The sequence below is a fragment of the Microbacterium sp. ET2 genome, from assembly GCF_030347395.1.
In the GTDB taxonomy this organism is placed as follows: Bacteria; Actinomycetota; Actinomycetes; order Actinomycetales; family Microbacteriaceae; genus Microbacterium; species Microbacterium albipurpureum.
Map to the genome: position 1 here is coordinate 3171339 of NZ_CP128170.1, position 19953 is coordinate 3191291.

23 protein-coding genes are annotated in these 19953 nt (G+C 69.0%); 19 read left to right on the top strand and 4 right to left on the bottom strand.

The genetic code is table 11. The features are described 5' to 3' along the window. Window positions 1-8 precede the first annotated feature (8 nt). From miaB to dapF, 4 genes are read left to right on the top strand one after another with little or no spacing between them, the layout of a single operon-like run. The gene (gene miaB, locus QSU92_RS15325) at window positions 9-1559 is read left to right on the top strand and encodes a tRNA (N6-isopentenyl adenosine(37)-C2)-methylthiotransferase MiaB (RefSeq protein WP_289263186.1); all 1551 of its coding nucleotides are present in this window, start codon (window positions 9-11) and stop codon (window positions 1557-1559) included. Next, entirely contained in the window at window positions 1556-2515 is a 960-nt protein-coding gene (miaA, locus tag QSU92_RS15330) for a tRNA (adenosine(37)-N6)-dimethylallyltransferase MiaA (RefSeq protein ID WP_289263188.1), read from the top strand. Before miaB ends, miaA begins: the two co-directional genes overlap by 4 nt. Next, on the top strand, window positions 2512-2937 hold the full coding sequence (locus QSU92_RS15335; RefSeq protein ID WP_289263190.1) for a GNAT family acetyltransferase: 426 nt from the start codon (window positions 2512-2514) through the stop codon (window positions 2935-2937). The genes miaA and QSU92_RS15335 overlap by 4 nt, the downstream gene beginning before the upstream one ends. A 44-nt stretch (window positions 2938-2981) precedes the next feature. Next, window positions 2982-3833, top strand: coding sequence for a diaminopimelate epimerase (gene dapF / locus QSU92_RS15340; protein WP_289263192.1), 852 nt, complete (start codon window positions 2982-2984; stop codon window positions 3831-3833). Between the two features lie 10 nt (window positions 3834-3843). Here the strand turns inward: dapF and QSU92_RS15345 are convergent, their stop codons facing one another. Then, window positions 3844-4485, bottom strand: a complete 642-nt coding sequence (locus tag QSU92_RS15345; protein ID WP_289263194.1) for a class I SAM-dependent methyltransferase — start codon at window positions 4483-4485, stop codon at window positions 3844-3846. A 122-nt stretch (window positions 4486-4607) separates the two neighbouring features. On the opposite strand from QSU92_RS15345, the gene hflX reads away from it, so the two are divergent. Beyond that, the gene (gene hflX / locus QSU92_RS15350; protein WP_289263196.1) at window positions 4608-6143 is read left to right on the top strand and encodes a GTPase HflX; all 1536 of its coding nucleotides are present in this window, start codon (window positions 4608-4610) and stop codon (window positions 6141-6143) included. A 26-nt stretch (window positions 6144-6169) separates the two neighbouring features. Here the strand turns inward: hflX and QSU92_RS15355 are convergent, their stop codons facing one another. Next, a complete protein-coding gene (locus tag QSU92_RS15355) occupies window positions 6170-8149 on the bottom strand; it encodes a S9 family peptidase (RefSeq protein ID WP_289263198.1) in 1980 nt (659 codons plus the stop codon). A gap of 43 nt (window positions 8150-8192) precedes the next feature. Then, entirely contained in the window at window positions 8193-8867 is a 675-nt protein-coding gene (gene lexA / locus QSU92_RS15360) for a transcriptional repressor LexA (RefSeq protein WP_124292928.1), read from the bottom strand. 299 nt (window positions 8868-9166) lie between these two features. Between lexA and QSU92_RS15365 the strand changes: the two genes are divergently transcribed. The 6 genes from QSU92_RS15365 to QSU92_RS15390 are packed head-to-tail and all read left to right on the top strand — an operon-like array spanning window position 9167 to window position 13508. Continuing rightward, window positions 9167-9559, top strand: a complete 393-nt coding sequence (locus tag QSU92_RS15365; protein ID WP_422880385.1) for a LysM peptidoglycan-binding domain-containing protein — start codon at window positions 9167-9169, stop codon at window positions 9557-9559. 31 nt (window positions 9560-9590) lie between these two features. Further along, window positions 9591-10685: a histidinol-phosphate transaminase gene (locus QSU92_RS15370; RefSeq protein WP_289263201.1), complete on the top strand. Its 1095-nt coding sequence runs from the start codon at window positions 9591-9593 to the stop codon at window positions 10683-10685. Then, on the top strand, window positions 10682-11290 hold the full coding sequence (gene hisB / locus QSU92_RS15375) for an imidazoleglycerol-phosphate dehydratase HisB (protein ID WP_289263205.1): 609 nt from the start codon (window positions 10682-10684) through the stop codon (window positions 11288-11290). The genes QSU92_RS15370 and hisB overlap by 4 nt, the downstream gene beginning before the upstream one ends. After that, complete coding sequence (gene hisH, locus QSU92_RS15380; protein ID WP_289263207.1) at window positions 11287-11937, top strand: imidazole glycerol phosphate synthase subunit HisH; 651 nt, start codon at window positions 11287-11289, stop codon at window positions 11935-11937. Before hisB ends, hisH begins: the two co-directional genes overlap by 4 nt. Before the next feature lie 52 nt (window positions 11938-11989). After that, the gene (gene priA, locus QSU92_RS15385) at window positions 11990-12736 is read left to right on the top strand and encodes a bifunctional 1-(5-phosphoribosyl)-5-((5-phosphoribosylamino)methylideneamino)imidazole-4-carboxamide isomerase/phosphoribosylanthranilate isomerase PriA (protein WP_289263209.1); all 747 of its coding nucleotides are present in this window, start codon (window positions 11990-11992) and stop codon (window positions 12734-12736) included. After that, window positions 12720-13508, top strand: coding sequence for an SseB family protein (locus QSU92_RS15390; RefSeq protein WP_289263211.1), 789 nt, complete (start codon window positions 12720-12722; stop codon window positions 13506-13508). Before priA ends, QSU92_RS15390 begins: the two co-directional genes overlap by 17 nt. A gap of 17 nt (window positions 13509-13525) precedes the next feature. On the opposite strand, the gene QSU92_RS15395 is transcribed toward QSU92_RS15390, so the two are convergent. Next, window positions 13526-13921, bottom strand: coding sequence for a DUF1844 domain-containing protein (locus QSU92_RS15395; protein ID WP_289263213.1), 396 nt, complete (start codon window positions 13919-13921; stop codon window positions 13526-13528). A 241-nt stretch (window positions 13922-14162) separates the two neighbouring features. Between QSU92_RS15395 and infC the strand changes: the two genes are divergently transcribed. From infC to QSU92_RS15435, 8 genes are all read left to right on the top strand, one after another. Then, the gene (gene infC, locus QSU92_RS15400) at window positions 14163-14795 is read left to right on the top strand and encodes a translation initiation factor IF-3 (RefSeq protein WP_124292936.1); all 633 of its coding nucleotides are present in this window, start codon (window positions 14163-14165) and stop codon (window positions 14793-14795) included. An 88-nt stretch (window positions 14796-14883) separates the two neighbouring features. Then, entirely contained in the window at window positions 14884-15078 is a 195-nt protein-coding gene (gene rpmI, locus QSU92_RS15405; RefSeq protein ID WP_124292937.1) for a 50S ribosomal protein L35, read from the top strand. Between the two features lie 33 nt (window positions 15079-15111). After that, window positions 15112-15495 (top strand): 50S ribosomal protein L20, encoded by a 384-nt coding sequence (gene rplT / locus QSU92_RS15410; RefSeq protein WP_124292938.1) that lies wholly within the window; start codon window positions 15112-15114, stop codon window positions 15493-15495. 81 nt (window positions 15496-15576) lie between these two features. Then, complete coding sequence (locus QSU92_RS15415) at window positions 15577-16386, top strand: TrmH family RNA methyltransferase (protein ID WP_289263218.1); 810 nt, start codon at window positions 15577-15579, stop codon at window positions 16384-16386. 108 nt (window positions 16387-16494) lie between these two features. Then, complete coding sequence (locus QSU92_RS15420) at window positions 16495-17289, top strand: amino acid ABC transporter ATP-binding protein (protein ID WP_289263220.1); 795 nt, start codon at window positions 16495-16497, stop codon at window positions 17287-17289. Between the two features lie 81 nt (window positions 17290-17370). Next, on the top strand, window positions 17371-18249 hold the full coding sequence (locus QSU92_RS15425; protein WP_289263222.1) for a glutamate ABC transporter substrate-binding protein: 879 nt from the start codon (window positions 17371-17373) through the stop codon (window positions 18247-18249). A gap of 81 nt (window positions 18250-18330) precedes the next feature. Next, window positions 18331-18978, top strand: a complete 648-nt coding sequence (locus QSU92_RS15430; protein WP_289263224.1) for an amino acid ABC transporter permease — start codon at window positions 18331-18333, stop codon at window positions 18976-18978. After that, entirely contained in the window at window positions 18975-19910 is a 936-nt protein-coding gene (locus QSU92_RS15435; RefSeq protein WP_289263226.1) for an ABC transporter permease subunit, read from the top strand. Before QSU92_RS15430 ends, QSU92_RS15435 begins: the two co-directional genes overlap by 4 nt. The last annotated feature ends 43 nt before the right edge of the window (window positions 19911-19953 follow it).

Here is a 19953-nt window from a genome sequence, read left to right on the forward strand (position 1 = left end):
CAGGCACCATGTCTACTCCCTCCTCCGCGCCCACCCTGGTCGCCCCCTCGCCCGCCGCCGTGGCCCGAGACGGCAGCGCCCGCACCTACGAGGTGCGCACTTTCGGCTGCCAGATGAACGTGCATGACTCCGAGCGCCTGTCGGGTTCGCTCGAGAGCGCGGGGTACCGGCCTGCGGGGCCTGGCGAGGAGGCCGACGTCGTGGTGATCAACACCTGCGCCGTCCGCGACAACGCCGCGGGCAAGCTCTACGGCACGCTCGGGCATCTGAAGTCGCGCAAAGACGTCCGCGAGGGGATGCAGATCGCCGTCGGTGGGTGCATGGCCCAGATGGACAAGCAGAGCGTCCTCGATAAAGCGCCGTGGGTGGACGTCGTCTTCGGCACCCACAACATGGGTTCGCTTCCGCGTCTTCTCGAGCGTGCACGCCACAATGAGGCGGCGGAGCTCGAGATCCTCGAGGCGCTCGAGGTGTTCCCGTCGACACTTCCCACCAAGCGCGACCACATCCACAGCGGATGGGTCTCGATCTCCGTCGGGTGCAACAACACGTGCACGTTCTGCATCGTTCCTCACCTCCGCGGCAAGGAGAAGGATCGACGTCCCGGCGACATCCTCAGTGAGATCCGGATGCTGGTCGACGACGGCGCGATCGAGGTCACCCTCCTCGGGCAGAACGTCAACAGCTACGGCGTCGAATTCGGTGACCGGCAGGCCTTCGGCAAGCTCCTCCGGGCCGCCGGCGGCATCGACGGTCTCGAGCGGATCCGCTTCACCAGCCCGCATCCCGCAGCGTTCACAGACGATGTGATCGACGCGATGGCCGAGACCCGCGCGGTCATGCCGCAGCTGCATATGCCGCTGCAGTCGGGCAGCGACCGGATCCTCAGGGCGATGCGACGGTCCTACCGCAGCGAGCGATTCCTCGGCATTCTCGATCGGGTGCGCGCCCGCATCCCGCACGCGGCGATCACCACCGACATCATCGTCGGCTTCCCCGGCGAGACCGATGAGGATTTCGAAGACACCCTCCGCGTCGTCGAGCAGTCGCGCTTCGCCAGTGCCTTCACTTTCCAGTACTCCATCCGCGAGGGCACGCCGGCCGCGACGATGCCCGATCAGGTGCCGAAGGCCGTCGTGCAGGAGCGGTACGAGCGCCTCGTCGCCCTCCAGGAGCGCATCAGTCTCGAGGAGAATCAGAGGCAGCTCGGGCGCGAGGTCGAGGTGCTGGTTTCCAGCGGGGAGGGCAAGAAGGACGCGGCGACCCACCGGCTGACCGGCCGTGCACAGGACAACCGACTGGTCCACTTCGAGGTACCCGGCGATTCTCCGCTTCCCCGCCCCGGCGACATCGTGACCGCGACCATCACCCACGCCGCGCCCTTCCACCTGCTCGCTGACGCCCCCGCGGGCGATCGGCTCCGCCTCCGTCGCACGCGCGCGGGTGACGCGTGGGACAGGGCCCAGGCGGAGTCGTGCGCCGTGCCGACGCCGGGCGCCGGTGCGGGAGCACCCCGCGCCGTGTCGCTGGGGCTGCCCACCCTCCGAATCGGCGAGTGAAGACCGCGACCGACGCCTCCCCGCCCGACCGGGCGAGTGCCGAAGGCCCTCGGCTGTGGAGTGTCATCGGTGCGACGGGCACCGGCAAGTCGGCATTCGCGCTCGACCTGGTGGAGGCGCTGCGCGCTGCAGGTCGTGACGCGGAGGTCGTCGGAGCGGACGCGATGCAGCTGTACCGCGGCATGGACATCGGAACCGCCAAGATCCCCGCGGGGGAGCGGCGCGGCATCCCGCATCACCTGCTCGACGTGCTCGACGTCACCGACGACGCAGCCGTTGCCTGGTACCAGTCCGCGGCACGTGAGGTCATCGTTTCCCTCCACGCGCGGGGCGCGGATGCAGTCCTGGTCGGCGGATCGGGGCTCTACGTCTCGGCGGTCCTGTTCGACTTCCGTTTCCCGCCACGCGATGAGGCGCTACGGGAGCACCTCGAGGCCGAGCTCGACCGGGCCGGACCGGTCGCGCTGTACGACCGACTGCGGAGCGCAGACCCGGCAGCCGCCGCCCGGATAGACCCGCGCAACACGCGGCGGATCGTCCGAGCCCTCGAGGTGATTGGCCAGGGGAACAGCACGCACGGCGGCGCGCTTCCTGCGACGCAGACCCTCTGGCATCCCCGCACCAGGCTCCTCGGTCTCCAGCGCGACCGTAGCGAACTCGTCGGCACCCTCGACCGCCGGGTCGAGCGGATGTGGGATGAGGGCCTGCTGGACGAGGTGGCGGATCTCCGTCGCGCGGGTCTCGAGCAGGGCACCACGGCGCCGCGGGCCATCGGCTACGCACAGGCCCTGGCAGAGGTACGCGGTGAGATCGACCGCCGCGAGGCGATCTCACAGACGCAGGTGCTCACGCGTCGCTACGCCCGGCGCCAGGTGTCGTGGTTCCGACGATACGAGGGGGTCACGTGGATGGACGGCGCGACGGCGGGGGAGAGTCTGGCAGGCTCGGTGGTATGAGCCTGCAGATCCGGTCCTTCGCTCCTGGCGACACCGACGCGGTCGTCCTCCTGTGGCAGTCCACCGGTCTCACCCGGCCGTGGAACAACCCGTACCAGGACATCAGCCGGAAGCTGAGGGTTCAGCCCGAGCTCTTCCTCGTCGCGGTCGACGACGACGATCGCGTCGTCGGAACGGTCATGGCCGGCTACGACGGTCATCGCGGCTGGCTCTACTACCTCGCGAGCGACCCGCACCGCCGCGGCGAGGGCATCGCCCGAGGCCTGGTCGAGCGGGCCGAGGAGCTTCTCCTGGACATGGGATGCCCGAAGGTGCAGCTGATGGTGAGGCCCGAGAACGGGGTCGCCCAGGGCTTCTACGAGGCCCTCGGTTTCGAGCACTTCGACACCTGGGCGACGGGGAAGCGTCTGATCGAAGACTGAGTCCCCGGGCGAGTTCTCACACGGTGGGCGCCTAGGCTGGAGTCATGCCTCATGCGGTGCCGTTCACGAAGGGCCACGGCACGGGAAACGACTTCGTCATCGTCGAAGATCCCGACGGCCGGCTCGATCTCTCGGATGACCAGGTGGCGGTCCTGTGCGACCGCCGCTTCGGCATCGGTGCGGACGGCATCCTGCGCGTCGTCCGCAGCGCATCCCTTCCCGAGGGGGCTGCGACCGCCGATGCGGAGTGGTTCATGGACTATCGCAACGCCGATGGCTCGGCGGCGGAGATGTGCGGCAACGGCATTCGCGTGTTCGCGCGCTATCTCGAAGACGCCGGTCTCGCGCACTTCGACGGCCCCCTGGCCATCGGGACGAGAGCAGGGGTGAGGACGCTCACGCGCAGCGAGCTGGGCTACGAGGTAGACCTCGGGGAGTGGTCGGTGGACCCCGAGGAGACCCTCGTGCGCGCACGGGGACTGGACATTCCGCGGCCGGGGCTCGGCATCGACGTCGGTAATCCGCACGTCGTGGTGGCGCTGCAGTCCGAGAGCGAGCTCGAGAAACTGGATCTCGGCGTTCGCCCGATGCTTCACCCCGACCCACCTGCGGGCGCGAACATCGAGTTCGTCGTCCCTGCAGACCCGCTCGTGCGCGACGGGATGGGGATCGTCCGGATGCGGGTGTTCGAACGGGGAGTGGGAGAGACGCTCAGCTGCGGCACCGGGGTCGCCGCGACCGCGCTCGCCGTGCGGCATTGGGCCGGCCGGGGTGCACCTGATCGCTGGAGCGTCCAGGTGCCCGGTGGCACGCTGGCCGTGCGGGTCGTGGAGGGGCGGGTTCTGCTGTCGGGTCCTGCCGCGCTGGTCTTCACCGGCGAGATCACCCTCGCCTGATAGCGACGACTCAGGGGAGCGCGATCGGTCCGGTCGGCGGTGTGCCGTGGCGGCGCACCCGGATGACGCGGAACCCCCGCCCGGTGGCGGCCCGATGCACGGAGAACCCCGGGTCGAGCGTCGCTGCCAGCCATCGCTGCAGTGAATCCGAGCCGAGATTGCGCTGGACGACGAGCCAGGCATCGGACCGTTCGTCGAGCCGGGGAATCCACCGCTCCAACAGACCGTGGAGCTCGGATTTCCCGACCCGGATCGGGGGGTTGGAGCGGATGGTGCGGAAGCCGATGTCATCGGGAACACCGTCGGGCGTCGCGGCGTTGACATTGTCGAGCCCCAGGGAATGGGCGTTGCGGCGCACCAGGTCCAGGGCCCGTTCGTTGACATCGACCGCCCATACGGTCGCGTGAGGCGAGGTCATCGCGAGAGACAACGCGATCGGCCCCCACCCGCACCCGAGATCGAGCAGATTGCCGCCCGGCGGTGAGGGCGGCGTGTTGGCCAGCAGAACCGAGGTTCCACCGTCCAGGCGGTCGGGGCTGAACACACCTCCCGCGGTGGTGACCTCCACCTCCTGGCCGGCGAGCACCACGCGTATCCGACGCAGATTCTCGGGGCTTGCGGGCGACGCGCTGAAGTAGTGGTCGCTCCCCATGGCTGTCGAGCGTAGCGGAGGTGGTCTCCGGCGCGGGAGGCTAGAGTCGACGAATCCCTTTCCGCAGACGGATGTCCCGCCCGACGCCTGCATCACATTCGCGGATCATCCGGAAGGACCCCATGACAGAACAGACCCCCACCGGCGACGCCGTCGACCCGGTCGACCGCGTGCTGGCGCGCGCGGAGACCCGCAGCGGCGCTCGAGCCACCACCTTCCCCGACGCAGGATCCCGCACCCTGGCTCCTGCCCAGGCGCTTCAGGACGCCTCGACGGTCGTCTCCGACGATTCTGACGGCGACCAGTGGGATCGCGAGGAGCGGGCGGCGCTGCGCCGCGTACCCGGGCTCTCGACCGAGCTCGAGGACGTCACCGAGGTCGAATACCGTCAGCTGAGACTGGAGAACGTCGTGCTGGTGGGCGTGCACCCCCAGGGCGAACAGGAGGAGGCGGAGAATTCGCTGCGCGAACTGGCCGCCCTCGCCGAGACGGCGGGCGCCGTCGTGCTCGACGGTGTGCTCCAGCGTCGTCCGAACCCCGACCCGGCGACCTATGTCGGACGCGGCAAGGCTGAAGAGCTGCGCGACATCGTCGCCGCCGCCGGGGCGGACACCGTCGTCGCCGACGCCGAGCTGGCCCCCAGTCAGCGGCGTGCGCTCGAAGACGTCGTGAAGGTGAAGGTGATCGATCGCACCGCCGTCATCCTCGACATCTTCAGCCAGCACGCCAAGAGCCGCGAAGGCAAGGCCCAGGTCGAACTCGCCCAACTCGAATACCTCCTCCCGCGCCTGCGCGGGTGGGGTGAGTCGATGAGCCGCCAGGCGGGCGGCCAGGTGGGTGCTGCGGGTGCCGGGATGGGGTCGCGTGGCCCGGGTGAGACGAAGATCGAACTGGACCGACGCCGTATCCGCACGCGGATGGCGCACCTCCGGCGCCAGATCCGTCAGTTCGCCCCTGCGCGCGATGCCAAGCGCGCCGAGCGCAAACGGAACACCATCCCGTCGGTGGCGATCGCGGGATACACCAACGCCGGGAAGTCCAGTCTGCTCAACAGGCTCACACGCGCCGGCGTTCTCGTCGAGAACGCGCTGTTCGCGACGCTGGATGCCACGGTGCGCCGCTCCGAGACATCCGACAGCCGGGTCTACACGATCTCCGACACCGTCGGGTTCGTCCGGAACCTCCCGCACCAGCTCGTCGAGGCTTTCCGCTCGACGCTGGAAGAGGTCGGAGGCGCCGATGTGATCGTGCACGTCGTCGACGGTGCGCACCCCGATCCCGGGGCGCAGCTGCAGACCGTGCGGGATGTGATCGGCGATGTCGGTGCGCGCGATACGCGCGAGATCGTGGTGTTCAACAAGGCCGACCTCGTCGACGACGACACCCGACTGGTGCTTCGGGGCCTCGCGCCCGACGCCCACTTCGTGTCCTCGCGCACCGGCGAGGGGATCGACGACCTGCGGATGGCGATCGAAGACGCCCTCCCGCTTCCCGCCGTGGAGATGCAGGCTGTGGTTCCGTATGACCGCGGTGACCTGGTGTCAGCCGCACACGACTCCGGTCTCATCCTCGCCGAGGAGCACCGCGCGGAGGGAACGTACCTCCACGCGCACGTCGGTGAACGACTCGCCGCCGAACTCGCGCCGTTCCGCATCTGACGGGCCCCGCCTGCGGATCCGAGCGGTCAGCCGTTCGGATCGAGGTCGAGTGGCGGGACATCGTCCGGCGGGAAACCGAAGGCGGCGCCCAGGAAGGCCAGCTCCGAGCGGACCATGTCGACGACGGTCTCGCTCCGCCGGAAGCCGTGCCCTTCACCCGGGTAGAGGACGTAGGCGTGCGGCACGCCTCCGGCTCGCAGTGCGTCGCGGATGGCCTCTGATTGCGAGGGTGGGACGACGGCGTCATCCGCCCCCTGGAGGAGCAGGACGGGGACCTGGATGCGGTGGGCGTGGGTCAGTGGTGACCGCTCCAGGTAGACCGCCTCGCTGTCGGGCAGTGGCCCGATGAGGCCGTCGAGGTAGCGCGCTTCGAAGTCGTGGGTCTCGGCCGCGAGCAGCCGGGCATCGGCGACGCCGTATCGCGAGATGCCGGCGCTGAACGCGTCGGAGGCGACGAGCGCTCCGAGCACCGTCCAGCCGCCTGCCGATCCACCGGCGATCGCGATCCGGGCGGGGTCTGCGGTGCCGTCGGCGGCGAGGGATCGGGCGATGTCGACGACGTCGTCGACATCGACGACGCCCCACTGGCCGCGCAGTCGTTCGCGATAGTCGCGGCCGAACCCACTGGAGCCTCCGTAGTTGACCTCGATGACGCCGATCCCACGCGACGTCAGGAAGAGCGTCTTGGGGCTCACCACTCCGGGTGCGTGGGCGGTCGGGCCGCCGTGGACGAGCACGACGTACGGCGGAAGGGCGTCGGGCGGTCCCTGCACCTGAGGGTGGGTCGGGGGGAAATCGACCGCGTGGACGACCCCGTGGCGTCCATCGATGGCGAACTGTCTAGGGCGGGGCACCCAAGGGGAGACGTCGTCGTCCTTCCAGCGTCCGCCGGTGAGGAGGTGGACGCCCGGGCGGGACGGCTCGCTCAGATCGACGCGCCAGAGCCCGGGTGGAGCGTCCTCCGGGCTTCCGGACACCAGGACGTCCGTGCCGTCGGCATCCTCCACCAGGAGGCCACCGACCGCAGGAATCGGGATGGCGGTGACCACGCCGCCCGAGGAGATGTGGACGAGCTCGTCCCGGCCGCGTGTGCGCACCGCCACGACGGCGTCGCCGAGCGGCGCGAACCACCGTGATCCGAGCACCCACAGCGGACCTCCGGTGTCGCGCTCATCCGGGGCGATCGCGTGCGGTCGGTCGCCCGGGGAAGCGAGACGGTGAAGGTTCCAGTACCCGTTCGCGTCGTCGACGTACAGCAGGGCGCCGTCGGCCGTCCATTCGGGCTGGAGAGCGGCGGAGGTGCCTCCGGCGACGCGACGCCCCGCCGGGTCTGCGTCGTCGAGCCGGCGTACTCTCACCTCGGCTCGGTCCCAGGGCATGTGGGGGTGGTTCCACGCCAGCCACGCGAGTGCGGATCCGTCGGGGGAGAGCGTGGGCTGCGCAACGAAGTCGCTCCCCGCCGTCAACGAGGTCACGCGGTCGATGTCGTCTGCGGCGGACCCGTCCAGAGGGATCTCGACGATGTCGTGGCTCACCGACGCGCCGAGGACCTCTCGGACTGCGAGCAGCCGCCCCTCGGACACACGGAGACCTCCGAGTGCCTGTTCCGGCACGGTGGGGGTCAGCGGCGTGGGCGTCGATCCGGGAGTGAGGAGCCACACCCGCTGATCCGACTTCTCCACGAAGACCAGCCCGCCGTCCGGTGTGACGCTCCACGCTCCGCCGCCATACTCGTGCACACGCGAGCGGACGTTCCAGGGAGCGGGAAGCAGCGTGTCGATCCGGGAGCCCGTCCCGGACGCCCGGGGTGAACGCCGGACGGTCGTCCGCCCCTGCTCTTCCGGGACCGTCTCGGCCCACCAGACCTCATCTCCGACGAACCGAGCGCCGTCCAGCCGCGGCGACGCGGCTGCCACGGCATCCGCTGTGATACGGGAGGGCCAGGTGCCGAACGGGAGCGTGCGGGCCGGGGCGGACGCGGAGTCGGGGGGGAGAGGCTCGACCATGCTCCTACGCTACGGGCCCTGCTCCCAAGACGGTCGAACGAGGTCAGACCGCGCGGAGGATCGCCACGACCTTGCCCAGGATGATCGCCTCGTCACCCAGGATGGGCTCGAAGGCGGTGTTGCGGGGGAGCAGCCAGGTGTGGCCGTCGCGCTGACGGAAGGTCTTGACGGTCGCTTCGCCGTCGAGCATGGCGGCGACGATCTCCCCGTTCTCGGCCGTGCCCTGCGCACGCACGACGACCCAGTCGCCGTCGCAGATGGCCGCGTCGATCATCGAGTCACCCGCGACCTTCAGCATGAACAGCTCGCCCTTGCCGACGAGCTGGCGGGGGAGGGGGAAGACCTCCTCGACCTGCTGATCCGCCGTGATCGGCACGCCGGCGGCGATGCGCCCCACCAGCGGGACGAGGGCGGCGTCGCCCACGGCGGGGGTCCGATCGGCGGGGTTCTCCGCAGCGGTACCGGGGAGGTCGATGAGCACCTCCATGGCCCGGGTCTTGCCCGGGTCGCGCCGGAGGTATCCGCTCAACTCGAGCTGGTTGAGCTGATGGGTGACGCTGGACAGCGACTTCAGGCCGACGGCGTCGCCGATCTCGCGCATGCTCGGCGGATAGCCGTGGCGGGCGATCGAGCGCTGGATCACCTCGAGGATGGCCATCTGCTTGTCGCTCAGGCTCTTGCGACGCCGCGTCTGCGGCTTGGTGTTCGGCTCGCTCATGTCTGCTCCTGTCTCCCCGGAATCCTCCCGGGCCCCCTGCGGCGTGATCGTCGCGTCTTCGAATGTCGGAGGTCGGTGGTGAGGTGTCCTTATCGAAACCGTATCCGGTTCCGATCGGTGTCCACCGGACCTCGCTCGCGTGTCGCGTTCGATCGTTCGACGGATTCCGACCCGCTTGACAGCATTTCACATCGAAGATAGGTTCGGAAGAGAGGTTCGCATCCGCCGGTCCCGGCCGACGGGCGGATGCGAACCCAGGCCCGAAACGACACCGGCTCAGCCGGGAACGGGAGTACACGATGAGCGCGATCACGATTTCGACGGGCACCATGCCTGGGGCGATGACGGGCACGGCGGCCGGCGCCGGCACAGCCGCAACGCGGCTGCGGCTGACCGCGCGCGGACGCCGTGTCCTTCTGTCTCTCGCCGCGCTCCCTGCCGTCGTCGCGCTGAGCGCCGCGATGATCAGCGGTGGGTCGGCGCTCGCCACTCGCGCCGACGGTGCGCCGGCGGGGTCCTTCGACACCGTCACGGTGCAGGCGGGTGACTCTCTCTGGGCGATCGCCGAGCGAGTGGCCCCGGCGGCAGATCCGCGGGACGTGGTGGCGGCCTTCAGCCGTCTCAACGGCCTCGAGGCCGGTCTCGTGTCGGCCGGGCAGCAACTGGCGATCCCCGCGGAGTACGCCGACTGACCTGGATGCCCGGCCCGCCGGGCGCCGTACGATGGGAAGGGTGAGTGCGACGCTCGATGACCTCCCGATCCGCGACGACCTGAGGGGACTGATCCCCTACGGAGCGCCGCAGGCCCAGCTGCCGGTGGCGCTGAATGTCAACGAGAACACCCACCCCGTCCCCGCGGAGGTGGCCGACGACATCCTCGACGCCGTGGCCATCGCGCTGCGGGAGGTGAACCGCTATCCCGATCGCGAGTTCACCCGCCTGCGGGAGCACCTGGCCGACTATCTCGGCCACGGGCTCGTCCGGGAGCAGATCTGGGCGGCCAACGGATCGAACGAGGTCCTCCAGCATCTCCTGCAGGCGTTCGCCGGGCCGGGGCGTACCGCGTTCGGATTCGCCCCGACGTATTCGATGTATCCCCTGCTGACGCGGGGGACCGGTGCGACATGGCGGGCGGGGAGCCGCGCGCATGACTTCACGGTGTCAGCCGAGTCCGCTGCCGCCCAGGTGGCCGAGGCCGAACCCGATGTGGTGTTCCTGTGCGCACCGAACAATCCCACCGGGACGCCGCTGTCGCTCGAGGTCATCGAAGCGGTCTACGACGCGACCCGCGGCATCGTCATCGTCGACGAGGCCTACGTCGAGTTCGCCCCCCACGACGCCCCGTCCGCAGTGACGCTTCTGCCGGGCCGGCCGCGACTGGTCGTCTCGCGCACGATGAGCAAGGCGTTCGCCTTCGCCGGTGCGCGGGTGGGCTACCTCGCCGCCGATCCGGCCGTCATCGATGCTCTTCGCCTGGTGCGCCTGCCGTACCACCTGAGCGCGCTGACGCAGGCTGCGGCGACCGCCGCGCTGCAGCACGCCCCCACGATGCTGCGGATGGTGGATGAGATCGTCACGCAGCGCGACCGCATCTCGGCGACGGTGTCAGCTCTCGGCTACGAACCGTACGAGTCATGGACCAACTTCGTCCTCTTCGGGGGCGTATCCGACCCCGCGGCGACATGGCAGGCGCTCTACGACCGGGGCGTGCTCATCCGCGACGTCGGCATCCCGAATCACCTCCGTGTGACGGCCGGCACCGACCGGGAGACCACCGCCTTCTTGGAGGCGCTGGCGTCGATAGACTCGGGCGCATGACCCGTCCTGCGCGTACCGCGTCGCTTCGCCGTGCGACCAGCGAGTCCACCGTCGAGATCGAGCTCGATCTCGACGGCACCGGTCGAAGCAGCATCCAGACCACGGTTCCGTTCTTCGACCACATGCTCACAGCCTTCGCGAAGCACTCCTTGACCGATCTCACCGTCCGCGCCCACGGCGACACCGACATCGACGCGCACCACACTGTCGAGGACACCGCGATCGTGCTCGGCCAGGCCATCCGTCAGGCCCTCGGCGACAAGGCCGGGATCTCCCGATACGGCGATGCCCTGGTGCCGCTGGACGAGGCGCTCGCGCGTGCGGTCGTCGACATCAGCGGACGGCCCTACCTCGTGCACGGGGGCGAGCCTGCAGGGTTCGAGCTCCACCTCATCGGCGGCCACTTCACCGGCTCGCTGGTCCGGCACACCTTCGAGGCCCTCGCCGTCCACGGCGGACTCACCCTCCACCTCGAGGTGCTGAGTGGGCGCGATCCCCACCACATCGCCGAGGCCGAGTACAAGGCGTTCGCTCGCGCGTTCCGAGCGGCCAAGGCGTGGGACGCCCTGGTCGACGGCATTCCCAGCACCAAGGGAGCTCTGTGAGCGATCGTCCGGTCGTCGCCGTCCTCGATTACGGGTCGGGCAACATCCACAGCGCCGTCAAGGCGCTCGTCGAAGCAGGCGCCGATGCCCGTCTGACCGCCGACCCCGGGCTGGTGCGCGACGCCGATGGACTCGTGGTACCGGGTGTCGGTGCTTATCGGGCTGTGATGGAAGCTCTTCGCGCCCGGCGGGGCGATGAGCTCATCGAACGTCGACTCGCCGGCGGGCTTCCCGTCCTCGGCATCTGCGTGGGCATGCAGGTCCTGTTCGAATGGGGCCGCGAGCGCGGCGTCGACACCGCGGGGCTCGGCGAGTGGCCGGGCGAGGTCACACAGCTCGACGCGCCCGTGCTCCCGCACATCGGGTGGAACACCGTCACTCCCGATCCGCAGAGTCGGTTGTTCGCCGGGCTCGCCGATGAGCGCTTCTACTTCGTGCATTCGTTCGCGGCGAAGAACTGGGAGCTCGAGGTTCACGACCCCTTCCCTCAGCCGGCGCTGACGTGGACGACCTACGGCGAACCGTTCCTTGCCGCCGTCGAGAACGGGCCGCTCTCGGCCACGCAGTTCCACCCCGAGAAATCGGGAGCGGCCGGCATCCGGCTGCTCGCCAATTGGATCACGGGCCTTCGCAGGGCTACCCTCTGAAACCGTGCCTTCGCGCGGCGGTCCGCTGCGCCCCACGACCCCTCAGGGAGCCATGAACGATTTCGCGTCCACGCCCGCTTTGACCCTCCTCCCCGCCGTCGATGTGGCGGGCGGCAAGGCGGTGCGACTGACTCAGGGCGAGGCCGGCAGCGAGACCAACTACGGCGACCCCGTCGACGCAGCGCTGGACTGGGCGCGTCAGGGGGCTCACTGGATCCATCTCGTCGACCTCGACGCCGCCTTCGGCCGGGGGAGCAATGCCGCGGTGCTGCGGAAGGTCATCAAACAGGTCCGTGGTGTCCAGGTGGAAGTCTCCGGTGGCATCCGAGATGATGCCTCGCTCGACGCCGCGCTCGAGTCCGGCGCCGCCCGGGTGAACCTCGGTACGGCAGCGCTGGAGAACCCCGAGTGGGCGGCGGACGTGATCGGACGTTACGGCGAGCTCGTGGCGGTGGGCCTCGACGTCCGCGGCACGACCCTCGCCGCGCGCGGATGGACGCGCGACGGCGGCGACCTGTGGACGGTGCTGACGCGCCTCGAGAGCGCGGGGTGCAGCCGCTACGTCGTCACCGACGTCACCAAGGACGGAACGCTCCGCGGCCCGAACCTCGAACTGCTGCGCGAGATGACCACGCGCACCCCGAAGCCGGTCGTGGCGTCGGGAGGGGTGTCGAGCCTCGATGACATCGCCGCCCTTCGCGAGCTGGTCCCCCTCGGCGTCGAAGGTGCGATCGTCGGCAAGGCGCTGTATGCCGGTGCCTTCACCCTGCGTGAGGCGCTGGATGTCGCCGGACACTGACCCGTCGCGCGATCACACCGGCCCCGCCGACTCGGCGGGCGTGCCGTGGGAGGGGCGTGCCTTCCAGCCCAACCCGCATGCCGGCGACGACGGCCGTGCCGACCCGCAGCTACTCGCAGCCCTCGAGGCTTTCGGACGGGGCGACGGCGACGAGCGCGCCGTGGTCGACGCCTACCGCTCCGCGCGGCTCCTCATCCCCCTCATCGCCGAGAAGGGCGACGAGGGGGTGGGTGCGCACGGTCTGGCCGTGGACAAGACCCAGGAGCTGTCGATCGTGTCGGTGGCCGCTCCGGACGGTCGACGCGTCCTCCCCGTCTTCACCTCCGTCGAGACCATGACGCGGTGGGACGCCGCCGCGCGCCCGGTTCCGGCGGACGGGGTGCGCACCGCCCTCGCCGTGGCCGCCGAGGACACCGAGCTCATCGTGATCGATCCCGGTTCGCCGACCGAGTTCGTGCTGCGCCGACCCGCCGTCTGGGCGATCGCGCAGAGCCAGCCCTGGGAACCCAGCTACATCTCGCCCGAGGTGTACGCCGGGCTTCGCGAGAGCGTGGGAAGCGAATTGGCCGTCATCGATTTCTCCCTCACCCCCGGGGATCCCACGGCACGGCTGCGGGGACCGGAGCTCATCGTCGAGCTCCAGCTCGTGCAGGGATTGGATCGCGGCGAGCTCGACGCCGTCCTGGCCCGCCTCGCAAAGCGGTGGGCAGCAGATGACCGCGTCGCCGTGCTCGTGGACTCGCTGACGATCAAGCTTGGTCGCGGCGCCTGACACCCGGCTGGACCGGATCAGGTCACAGGGCCCGTCCACTTCTCGCCGGGTCCCTTGCCGATGGGGTCGGGAATGACGGATGCCTCGCGGAACGCCAGCTGCAGCGAGCGAAGGCCGTCGCGAAGCGACCGGGCGTGCATGTCGCTGATCTCGGGAGCTCCGGCGGTGATGAGTCCGGCGAGGGCATTGATGAGCTTGCGGGCCTCGTCGAGGTCCACCTGCCTGGCAGGGTCGTCCGCGAGGCCCACCTTCACGGCCGCGGCGCTCATCAAGTGCACCGCCGTGGTGGTGATCACCTCGACCGCCGGAACGTCGGCGATGTCTCGCGTGGCCGCCGACGCCGCGGCATCCTGCTCCTCCCACCGGGCGGGTCGGGAATCGCCTGCGGGTGCGGAATGGTCTCGGGAATCCATGTCGATGCTGGCCGCTCGCACTCTCTGGTAGACTTCAGCGGGCTCGGAGCGTTCTGCTCCGATCCGAAAGAGGATCACATCCCACCCGCGCTTGCCGCTCCAGGCTACCGGGTCAAGCACTCCGCCTCGTCCGCACTGCGGTCGGGGTAGCCGGAAACGGATCGGGTGCGGAAAGTCGGCGCTTGCGCGCCGTCGCTGGTGGGTGGTTCTTCGATCGCCCTGCGTCGCACCGCGTCGCGGGATGCCAACCGCCACCGAAGAGGAGTTCCGCATCAGCGATCCCCGCACCAATGAGCGCATCCGCGTTCCCGAGGTCCGACTCGTCGGCCCCAACGGCGAACAGGTCGGCGTCGTCCGCATCGAGGTTGCACAGCGTCTGGCTCAGGAGGCCGATCTCGATCTGGTCGAGGTCGCCCCCAACTCCAAGCCCCCCGTGGTCAAGATCATGGACTACGGGAAGTTCAAGTACGAGAACGCGCAGAAGGCCAAAGAGGCCCGCCGCAATCAGGCCAACACCGTCCTCAAAGAGGTGCGGTTCCGGCTGAAGATCGAGGCTCACGACTACCAGACCAAGCTCAAGCGCGCCGAAGGCTTCCTGAAGGCGGGCGACAAGGTCAAGGCCATGATCCTGTTCCGCGGCCGGGAGCAGTCCCGACCCGAGCAGGGCGTGCGCCTCCTTCGCAAGTTCGCCGAGGATGTCGCGGAGTTCGGGACCGTCGAGTCCAACCCCACGATCGACGGACGCAACATGACCATGGTGGTCGCACCGCACAAGAACAAGTCCGAGGCCAAGGCCGAGCAGAACGCGCAGCGCGCCGCCAACAAGGAAGCCGCGCGCGCTCCGCGCAGCGACGCCGAGGCACCGGCCGAATAACCCGACTTCCCGCACGCCGTGCGGGATCAGACTCCCGCCCCGGCGGGATCCCACCCCGCCCCCGGGCGAGACCAGAAGGAACGAGAAGATGCCGAAGCAGAAGACCCACTCGGGTGCCAAGAAGCGCTTCAAGATCACCGGCACCGGCAAGCTCATGAAGCAGCAGGCGAACCTCCGCCACAACTTCGAGGGGAAGCCCACCAAGCGCACCCGTCGCCTCTCGCAGGACCAGGTCCTCGCCCCGGGCGACGCCAAGGTCGCCAAGAAGCTGCTCGGTCGCTGAGCACCCGGACTCGAAGGTTAGGAACGAAACGAAATGGCCAGAGTAAAGCGGGCTGTCAACGCCCAGAAGAAGCGTCGCGTCATCCTCGAGCGCGCGTCCGGCTACCGCGGACAGCGTTCACGGCTGTACCGCAAGGCGAAGGAGCAGGTCACCCACTCGCTCGTCTACGCCTACCGCGACCGCCGCAAGCGCAAGGGCGACTTCCGCCGCCTGTGGATCCAGCGCATCAACGCCGCTGCCCGTCAGAACGGCATCACCTACAACCGGTTCATCCAGGGCCTCGGCCTCGCCGGGGTCCAGGTGGACCGTCGCATGCTCGCCGAGCTCGCGGTCAACGAGCCGGCGGTGTTCGCCTCGCTCGTCGCGACGGCCAAGCAGGCGCTGCCCGAGAACGTCAACGCTCCCAAGAGCGCCTGAGTCCCGGCATCCGTCGAAAGGGCACCTCTCCGCAGGGAGAAGTGCCCTTTCGCATGCCCCCGGCGCCCGTATGCTGGGGCTGTGCTGGAGAATCCGCGGTCGCCGCGCGTGCGCGCCGTGGCGAAGCTCACCAAGCGCAGCGCTCGTCAGGAGACGGGGCTCTTCCTGCTCGAGGGGCCGCAGGCCGCCCGCGAGGTGCTGGCGTATCGGCCGGCCACGGTGGTCGATCTGTACGCCACGCCGACCGCGCTGGACAAGCACACCGAGATCAGGGATGCCGCGCGTGACGCCGGTATCGAGGTGTCTTTCGCCAGCGAGGCCGTCCTCGACGCGATGGCCGACACAGTCACTCCGCAGGGGATCGTCGCCGTCGCCCGGCAGACCCCCACCTCGGTGCGCGATGTGTTCGCCTCCGGGCCCCGGCTCCTCGCCATCTGCGAGGAGGTCCGCGATCCGGGCAACCTCGGCACGATCATCCGCGCCGCCGACGCGGTCGGCGCCGACGCGGTCATCCTGACCGGTCGCACCGTCGACCCTTACAACCCAAAGGTGGTCCGGGCGAGCACCGGTTCGCTCTTCCACCTCCCCGTGGCCGTCGGCGTCGACCTCGTCTCCGCCGTCGAGCGCGCGCGTGCGGCGGGGGTTCGCGTGGTTGCGGCGGATGTCGGGGGAGAGGACTTCCTCGCCCATCGCCCGTTGCTGGCAGAGCCCACGGCATGGCTGTTCGGCAACGAGGCGAGAGGGCTCGAACCCGACGCCGTGGGCCTCGCGGACCTGTCGCTGCGTCTGCCGATCTACGGTGCCGCGGAGTCGCTGAACCTCGCCACGGCTGCGAGCGTGTGCCTGTACGAGACCGCGTTCGCGCAGCGCGCGGTGCTCGCTCAGGGCTGAGGCACCGCAGCCGCGGGCGTCCCTCGGCCGATCACCGGCTGTTACAACTCGGTTAAGGTCTGCTCACCTTCCCTGTGGCCGAGGGGGCCGCGCTCTAGGGTGGCAACCATGGCATCTGATGCACCCACGGCGGCGCCGCGGACGTCCAACATCGCGGTTCGTCGCGGCGAGCCCCTCGTCGTGATCGAGCACGTCGACAAGCACTTCGGTGACCTCCACGTGCTGAAGGACATCGACACCGTCGTGAACCGCGGCGAGGTGGTCGTCGTGATCGGCCCCTCGGGATCGGGGAAGTCGACGCTGTGCCGCGCCATCAATCGCTTGGAGACGATCGACTCGGGGCGCATCGTGATCGACGGCGAGCCCCTCCCCGAGGAGGGCAAAGAGCTGGCGCGCCTGCGAGCGGACGTCGGCATGGTCTTCCAGTCGTTCAATCTGTTCGCACACAAGACCGTGCTCGAGAACGTCACCCTCGGCCCCATGCGGGTGCGAGGGATGAAGCGGAAAGAGGCCGACGATCGAGCGATGCAGCTGCTCGATCGGGTGGGCGTGGCCAATCAGGCCAAGAAGATGCCGAATCAGCTTTCCGGCGGCCAGCAGCAGCGGGTGGCGATCGCCCGCTCTCTGGCGATGAACCCGAAGCTCATCCTGATGGACGAGCCGACGAGCGCGCTCGACCCGGAGATGATCAACGAGGTGCTCGACGTGATGGTCGGGCTCGCCGGTGACGGGATGACGATGATCGTCGTGACGCACGAGATGGGGTTCGCCCGCAAGGCCGCCGATCGCGTTCTCTTCATGGATGGTGGCGCCATCGTCGAGGAGGCGACGCCCGAGCAGTTCTTCACCAACCCGCAGAGCGAGAGGGCCAAGGACTTCCTCTCCAAGATCCTCGAACACTGACTCCAGACCCGGCCGCTACGAGTGGCTCGGAAACCAGAGGAAAGTCGCCACGCGCGACGGTACACAGCAAAGGACGAAGACATGAAGCGAACGAGAATTCCCCTGATCGCACTGGCGGCGGCGGGCGCCCTCGCGCTGTCGGCATGTGCCGGCGGAACCGACACGGAGGCCGACCCTGGCGGCGAGGCGAGCGCCCCCGCCGAGGAGGTCAGCTTCGAAGAGGGCACGACGATGGCCGAACTCGCCGAAGCGGGAAGCATCACGATCGGCACGAAGTTCGATCAGCCCCTCTTCGGTCTGGTGGGGCCGTCGGGAGTGCCGGAAGGCTTCGACGTCGAGATCGGAAAGATCATCGCGTCCGAATTGGGCATCTCCGAGGACAACATCGATTGGATCGAGACGGTCTCGGCGAACCGCGAGCCGTTCATCGAGAACGGACAGGTCGATCTCGTCATCGCGACCTACACGATCAACGACACCCGCAAGGAGGTCGTCTCCTTCGCTGGGCCGTACTACATGGCCGGCCAGTCGATTCTCGTGCTCGCGGACAACGAGGACATCCAGAGCGAAGAGGATCTGGTCGGGCAGCCTGTGTGCTCGGTGACGGGATCCACACCCGCGGAGAACCTTGCGGAGCTGGGCGCCGAGCCTGTCCTGACCGACACCTATTCGAACTGCCTCGAGCCGCTGCGCACCGGGGCTGTGGTCGCTGTGTCGACCGACAACGTCATCCTGGCCGGGCTCGCTGCACAGAACGAGGGTGAGTTCAAGGTCGTCGGTGAGCCATTCACCGATGAGCCCTACGGCATCGGCCTCGCGCTCGATGACACCGAGTTCCGCATGTGGATCAACGATGTCCTGGAGGCCGCGTACGAGGATGGTCGCTACGAGGAGGCGTGGAACAGCACGGCGGGAACGATCCTGCCGTACGTCGAGCCGCCGACACCCGACCGCTACTGATCGAACGGATGCCTCGGTCCGGCGTGACGCGTCGGTCCGAGGCATCCGTCGACGTCGTCGAACTACGAGAAAGGAGGCGGAGTGGAACAGTACCTGAATCTGTGGCCCACATTCTGGGAAGGGTTCCGGGTGACGCTGCTGCTCCTCGCGGTCTCTGGTGTGCTGTCGCTCATCCTCGGCACGCTGATCGCCGCGATGCGCATCTCGCCCATCGGCTCACTGCGCGTCTTCGCCGCCTTCTGGGTCGAGATCGCGCGGAACACGCCGCTCACCCTCGTCTTCTTCTTCTTCGCCGTCGTGATTCCGTTCCTCGGCGTGCGACTGCCGTTCATCCCCCTGGCGATCGCCGCCCTGGCGTATTACACGTCCCCCTTCGTGGCCGAGGCGCTGCGGTCGGGCATAAACGGTGTGCCTGTCGGGCAGGCCGAGGCGGCGCGAAGCATCGGCCTGGGGTTCGGGCAGACGGTGTCACTCGTCGTTCTGCCGCAGGCGTTCCGCATGACGATCCCGCCCCTCATCAATGTCTTCATCGCCCTGACCAAGAACACCTCGGTGGCGGGCGGCTTCTTCGTCGTGGAGCTCTTCGCGGCCACGCGCGCGCTCGCCAATGCGAACGGCAACATGGTCATCGCCATCCTGCTCACCGCGGCCGCGCTCTACCTCGTGATCACCGTCCCGCTCGGCCTGCTCGCCGGACAGATCGAAAGGCGTGTGGTGGTTCAGCGATGAGTGCTCCCAGTGTCCTCTTCGACGCCCCCGGACCCCGGGCGCGTCGGCTGTCGCTCATCGCCTCCGTCATCGGGGCGGTCATCATCCTGGGCGTCCTCGCGTGGCTCATCTGGATTCTCGCGACGCCGCGCGTCTCGGGGGGCGTGCCCGTCCCGGCGATCCTCGATCCCGTGCGCTGGGACATCTACCTCGATCCCGAGGTCTGGGGCGCGATCGGGCGCGGCGTCATCGCCACGCTGCAGGCGGCCGCCGTCGCCGCAGCCGGGGCGATCCTGCTCGGCATCGCGTTCTCCCTCATGCGCAGCTCCGCCATCGCCTGGGTGAGGATTCCCACGGCGTGGCTCATCGAGTTCCTGCGCGGGATGCCTCTGCTGCTGATGATGCTCTTCATCCTTCTCGTCGCGTCGACGGGAGCGTTCTGGGCCGTGGTGATCGCGCTCATCCTCTACAACGGCACCCTGATCGGCGAAGCGCTGCGGGCGGGCCTCGCCTCTCTGCCGCGCGGCCAGCGGGAGGCTGCGCTCAGCGTAGGGATGCGAGAGTTCCAGTCCAAGATGCTGGTGGAATTCCCCCAGGCCTTCCGGCAGATGCTGCCGATCATCGTCGCCCAGCTCGTCGTTTTGCTGAAGGACACGTCGCTCGGGTTCATCGTCGGATACAACGAGATCATCCGAACGATGATGAACAACCTGGCGAGCTTCTACGGCAACCGCTACCTCTTCTCGCTGTTCTTCGTCTGCCTGGCGATCTACCTCGTCATCAACCTGTCCCTGTCATGGTTTGCGCGATGGCTCGCCCGGCGCACGGCCAGCGGCGGGCGGCGCGCCAAGCCCGGAGCGGGGACCCCCGGGCTGGCCGATCCCACCTCGGCGATCAGGCTGGCCGACGCGAATGCCGCGGCGAAGGCGTCCGAGTACCGCGGTCCGCGGTGATCGCGGCAGGGGCGCGACTGCACGCTCGGTAGACTCGTTGCTC